At 31.2% G+C, this 385-nt stretch carries 1 protein-coding gene; it reads left to right on the top strand.

What is annotated here, in order from left to right; translation table 11 throughout:
* The coding region (locus FE394_RS19680) for a hypothetical protein (RefSeq protein WP_319927988.1) at nucleotides 1–367 on the top strand (367 nt) is incomplete at its 5' end.
* Nucleotides 368–385: the final 18 nt, after the last annotated feature.

The raw sequence follows: 385 nt of genomic DNA, 5'->3' as shown, positions 1-385 counted from the left end.
GGGGAATAATATCTTGCAAAATATTAAAGAGATAAAGAAATTAATTAGGAAGAATCCTGGTAAATGTGCAAGCATCTCTACAACTGAAGATGGTGGTTTTGAAGGGGTTTTATTGAGTGGATTTTTTGCAAAGCAAGTTATGAAATTGGCTTCTCAATCCAATCATATTTCTCATGATTTTAATTCAAATGATCTTAGATCTTCTGATCTAACTTTAAAAGGAGTTTTTCTTTTTAATGGTACTGGAGTTCATTTTGTTTTTTATGAGGGTCTTGAGTCTATAAGGATTTATGATTCGCCAATGTTTGAAGAGGATTCTAAAGAGATGTTTGAGTATTTTAAGGAGTGGTTACATGCACATTCTTGATATTTACTTTAGTAAACG

This window comes from Xenorhabdus littoralis (assembly GCF_033949345.1).
In the GTDB taxonomy this organism is placed as follows: Bacteria; Pseudomonadota; Gammaproteobacteria; order Enterobacterales; family Enterobacteriaceae; genus Xenorhabdus; species Xenorhabdus littoralis.
The sequence above is the reverse complement of the archived record's forward strand: the minus strand, read 5'-3'. Positions and strand labels throughout refer to the sequence as shown.